Annotated in this window: 4 protein-coding genes; all 4 read right to left on the reverse strand. The window is 75.8% G+C overall.

The features are described from left to right. Window positions 1-8: 8 nt before the first annotated feature. Genes ACQPZ4_RS37845 through ACQPZ4_RS37860 form a run of 4 tightly spaced genes read right to left on the reverse strand, consistent with a single transcriptional unit; the run spans window position 9 to window position 4,238 of the window. A complete protein-coding gene (locus tag ACQPZ4_RS37845; RefSeq protein ID WP_433046998.1) occupies window positions 9-638 on the reverse strand; it encodes an isochorismatase family protein in 630 nt (209 codons plus the stop codon). Between the two features lie 3 nt (window positions 639-641). Then, entirely contained in the window at window positions 642-2,240 is a 1,599-nt protein-coding gene (locus tag ACQPZ4_RS37850) for a (2,3-dihydroxybenzoyl)adenylate synthase (protein WP_433047001.1), read from the reverse strand. Beyond that, on the reverse strand, window positions 2,230-3,423 hold the full coding sequence (locus ACQPZ4_RS37855) for an isochorismate synthase (RefSeq protein WP_433047004.1): 1,194 nt from the start codon (window positions 3,421-3,423) through the stop codon (window positions 2,230-2,232). Before ACQPZ4_RS37855 ends, ACQPZ4_RS37850 begins: the two co-directional genes overlap by 11 nt. A gap of 44 nt (window positions 3,424-3,467) precedes the next feature. Further along, window positions 3,468-4,238 carry a 2,3-dihydro-2,3-dihydroxybenzoate dehydrogenase gene (locus tag ACQPZ4_RS37860; protein ID WP_433047007.1) on the reverse strand — a complete coding sequence of 257 codons (771 nt, stop codon included), beginning with the start codon at window positions 4,236-4,238 and terminating at the stop codon, window positions 3,468-3,470. Window positions 4,239-4,268: the final 30 nt, after the last annotated feature.

The following is a 4,268-nucleotide window of genomic DNA, read 5'->3' on the forward strand; positions in this document are numbered from 1 at the left end:
CACGTCGTTCACTGCAGTCCCCCGGTGATCTCGGCCGCCGTGGCCACGACGCCACAGCGGTCCCGCACGTGGCGCAGCGCGTCACGGTGGTGGGCGGGGCTGAAGTCGGCGACGGCGTCGGCGACCACGAACGGCTGGATGTCGCGCATGAACGCGTCGAGCGCGGTGGCGAGCACCCCGATGTGGGCGTACACCCCGGTGATGATCAGCTGGTCCCGCCCGCCCAGCAGCTCGGCGAGCGGAGTGCCGACGAAGGCGCTGTAGCGGCGCTTGGTCACGCGGTGCTCGCCGGCGGCCGGGGTGAGCGCGTCGACGATGGCGAGCGCGCGCTCGTCCGGCGGCGGCCCGTCGCCCCAGAAGTCCTGCAGCAGCCCGCGCTCGGCCAGGCTCTGCCCGCCCGGCTGGGCCGAGAACACGACCGGGATCCCGAGCTCGGCCGCGTGCTTGCGCAGCCCGTTGATGTTGTCCACGACCCGGCCGATCAGCACCTGGTCCGCGGTGCCGAACGGGGCCAGGAAATAGTGCTGCATGTCGTGCACGAGCAGCGCGGCGCGGGCCGGATCGGGGCGCCAGCCGACGCGGGCCTGGGCGATGCCGAGGTCGGTCGGCACCGGGTACGGGGTGATTCTGGGCAGCACGGCTCAGCCTTTCTGGGTCGCGGCCAGGGCCGCGCGGAGCTCGCGGCGGCTGACTTTGCCGACGCCGGTGACGGGGAACGCCTCGAGGATCTGCAGCCGGTCCGGGATCTTGTAGGCGGCGAGCCCGCGCTCCCGCAGGTGCCGGCGCAGCGCGGGCAGGGTGAGCGGGGCGGCGCCGGGCCGGGGCACCACGAACGCGCAGCTGCGCTCCCCGAGATAGGCGTCGGGCACGGCGACGACCGCGGCGTCGTGCACCGCCGGATGGGTCAGCAGGTGGTTCTCGACCTCCTCGGCCGCGATCTTCTCGCCGCCCCGGTTGATCTGGTCCTTGGCCCGGCCCTCGACCACCAGGTAGCCGTCGGGGCGCAGCCGGACCAGGTCGCCGGTGCGGTAGAAGCCGTCGGCGGTGAAGGCGGTGCGGTTGTGCTCGGCCGCCCGCCAGTACCCGCGGATCGTGTACGGCCCCCGCGTGAGCAGGTGCCCCACCTCCCCCGCCGGCACCGGCTCGTCGCGGTCGTCGACGATGCGCAGCTCGTCGTCGGGGCTGATCGGCCGGCCCTGCGTATGGAGCACGATCTCGTCCGGGTCGTCGAGCCGGGTGTAGTTCACGAGCCCCTCGGCCATCCCGAACACCTGCTGCAGGCGGCACCCGAGGCCGGGGCCGATCCGCGCGGCGACGGTGTCGACGAGCTTGGCCCCGCCGACCTGCAATACGGCCAGGCTGGACAGGTCCGGCTTCTCCGCCGCCGCCTCGACGGCCTCGAGCCAGAGCAGGGCCAGGGGCGGTACGACCGCAGTGATGGTGACCCGCTCGGCCTCGATGAGCGGCAGGACGGTCGCCGGGTCGGGCCGCGGCGCGAGCACGATCCGGCCGCCCGCGTGCAGCACGCCGAGCACGCCCGGCGAGGACATCGTGAAGTTGTGCGACACCGGCAGCGCCGTCAGATAAATACTGTCCGGCCCGAGGTGACAGATCTCGGCGGAGGCGCGGACGCTGTACAGGTAGTCGTCGTGCGTGCGCGGGATGAGCTTCGGCAGCCCGGTGCTGCCGCCGGACAGCTGCAGGAACGCGACCTCGTCGGCCGGCGGGCCGGCGGGCAGCCGGGCCACGTCGGCCGCGTCCGCGTAGAGCGAGTCGAGCCGCACGTGCCCGCCGGCGTCCCCGGCCACGATCAGGGTCGCCGGCTCGGCCGCGGCGGCGAGGGTGCGGTGGTCGAAGCCCTCGTGCACGTCGGTGGTGACGAGCGCGACCGCCTCGGTGTGGGCGCAGAAGTAGCCGATCTCGGCCGAGCGGTGCGCCGGCAGCGCGAAGACCGGCAGCGCGCCGAGGCGGAACAGCGCGAAGATCACGTCGAAGTACGCGGCGGTGTTGGGCAGCTGCACCACGACCCGGTCGCCGCGGCGCACCCCGATCCCGTGCAGGCCGGCGGCCAGGCGCAGGGCCCGGTCGCGCAGTTCGGCGTAGCTGACCCGGCGGTCCCCGTCGACGACGGCGATCCGCCCGCCGTGCGCCTCGGCCCGCTCGCGCAGCAGGTCGTCGAAGGTCTGGCCGGTCCAGTAGCCGCGCTCGCGGTACACCTCGGCGAATGCCTCAGGAAACATCGGCCTGCTCCGTCGACAGCCCGAGGGCGGCCAGCATGGTGCCGAGCTTCGCGGAGGTCTCGGCGAGCTCGGCCTCCGGGTCGGAGCCGGCCACGATCCCGGCCCCGGCGAACAGGTCGAGGCCGCCGCCGTCGGCGACCGCGCACCGGATGGTGACCGCCCACTCGCCGTCCCCGGCGGCGTCGACCCAGCCGACCATCCCGGTGTAGAAGCCGCGGTCGAACGGTTCGAGCTCGCCGATCGCGGTCCGCGCGGCCGTCGTCGGGGTGCCGCAGACGGCGGGCGTCGGGTGCAGCGCGGCGGCCAGGGTCAGGGCGCTCACCGCGGGGTCGGCGACGGTGCCGGTGACCAGGGTGCCGAGGTGCCACATGGTGTTGGTGCGCACCAGCGTGGGCTCCGCGGGCACCGTGAGCTGTGCGCAGAACGGGCGCAGCGCGTCGGCCACGGCCCGGGTCACGACCGCGTGCTCGTGCCGGTCCTTCTCGGAGCGCAGCAGGGCGGCGGCGCGGCGGGCGTCCTCGGCCGGGTCGGCGCTGCGGGCGGCCGAGCCGGCGAGCGGATGGGCCGCGACCTGCCGGCCGTGCCGGGAGACGAGCAGCTCGGGACTGGCCCCGAGCAGTGTCCGCCCGCCGCCCAGATCGACGCCGAAGGTGTACCCGCCGGGCTCCCGCGCCGCGAGCGCCCGCACCACCGGCGCCGGGTCGAAGCCGGGCGCGTCGGCCCGCAGCGAACGGGCCAGCACCACCTTGGTGTACCGCCCGTCCCCGATCTCCCGCACCGCCCGGTCGACGGCGGCCGCGTACCGGTCGGGCGCCGGCACCGGATGCAGGCGGTTGATGGACTGCATGGCGGGGCGCGCGGGCTCGCCGGGGCCCATGGGGCGCCCGCGCCGCAGGTGCAGCGGGACGACCAGCTGGGCGTGCGCGTCCGGGGCGAACGGCACCGCGCCGACCACGGTGCGCACCGAGTGCCCGGCCGCCTCGGCCACGCCGAGCACGGCCTGCACCCGGCGGTCGAGGTCGGCCAGGGCGTCGCGGCGGCCGGAGGGCGGGACCGCGAAGTAGGTGCCCTCGGCCAGCAGCGTGCCGCGCGGCGAGGCGAAGAGCGAGGACGCGCCGGGGCGGTACGCGGCGACGGGTTCGGCGGCGGAGCCGACGGCGGGCTCGGTGGAGACGGTGGTCACGGGTGGTGCTCCCTTCGGCCGGCAGGTCCTGCCGGGATCGGCGCTCAGGCGCGCAGCGTGGCGCCGCCGTCGACGTACAGGTCGTGCATGGTGATGTGCCGGGCGCGCTCCGAGGCGAGGAAGAGCACGGCGTCGGCGATGTCCTCGGGCTCGGCGATGCGCCCGAGGGGGATGCCGGCCCGGTAGGCCGCGGGGTCGCCGGCGACGACCGCCGCCGCCCCGGCCGCGGGCCCGCCGGGGTGTCCGGCCCACATGGCCCGCTGCATCGGCGTGTCGGTCGAGCCGGGGGCGACGACGTTGCAGCGGATGCCGTACTCCGCCAGCTCCAGCCCCAGGCTCTTGGTGAAGTGGGTCGCGGCCGCCTTGGACGCGGCGTAGGCGGCCATCCCGGCCCGCGGCACGCCGGCCGCGTTGGACGAGACCGTCACGATGGCGCCGGCCCGGCGGACCCGCATCCGCCGGGCCACCGCGCGGCTGGCGTGGAAGACCCCGGTCGCGTTGACCGCGAACGTGTCGGCCCAGTCGGCGTCGGAGCAGCCGAGCACCGGGCCGGTGCGCAGGATCCCGGCCACGTTGACCAGGACGGTGATCGGGCCGAGCCCGGCCTCGACCGCCGCGACGACGTCCTCCACCTGCCCCGCCGAACTGACGTCGGCGGGGTGGGCGGCGATGCCGTCGTGCTCGGCGGCGAGCTTGGCGAGGCCGTCCGCGTCGCGGTCGAGCGCCGCGACCCGGGTGCCGCCGGCGGCGAACGCCACGGCGACGGCGCGGCCGATGCCCTGTGCGGCGCCCGTCACCAGCGCGATCCCGTCCATGTTCCTCCTTCGATGTTAGGTTAGCCTAAG

This window comes from Dactylosporangium sp. CS-033363 (genome assembly GCF_050942475.1).
Lineage (GTDB): Bacteria > Actinomycetota > Actinomycetes > Mycobacteriales > Micromonosporaceae > Dactylosporangium.